Genomic DNA, 233 nt, shown 5'->3' on the forward strand with positions numbered 1-233 from the left:
GGCTAATTGAGCCATTAAGGTATCGACGTTGTTCGACACTGGCGTAATAAATTCCAGTAATGATTCAGCAAAGTCGGTGGTAATCCAAGCATTAGTTAATGCTGACCCCAAGGCTTCTGGATGCGGTGTTTGGGCAATGCTGCCATCGACGGTATAACGTAAAGTTTCACGTTCAACACCGCGGCCAAACTGCTGAAATATTTCTGGTTGATTAGCAACTCGTGCTAGTCGCT

1 pseudogene is annotated in these 233 nt (G+C 45.9%); it reads right to left on the reverse strand.

The features are described from left to right. Positions 1-201 (reverse strand): annotated as a pseudogene (locus V0R37_RS23305) (glutamate--cysteine ligase); the annotation flags it as partial. Between the last annotated feature and the right edge of the window lie 32 nt (positions 202-233).

This window comes from Pollutimonas rozaliensis (genome assembly GCF_048751585.1).
Lineage (GTDB): Bacteria > Pseudomonadota > Gammaproteobacteria > Burkholderiales > Burkholderiaceae_B.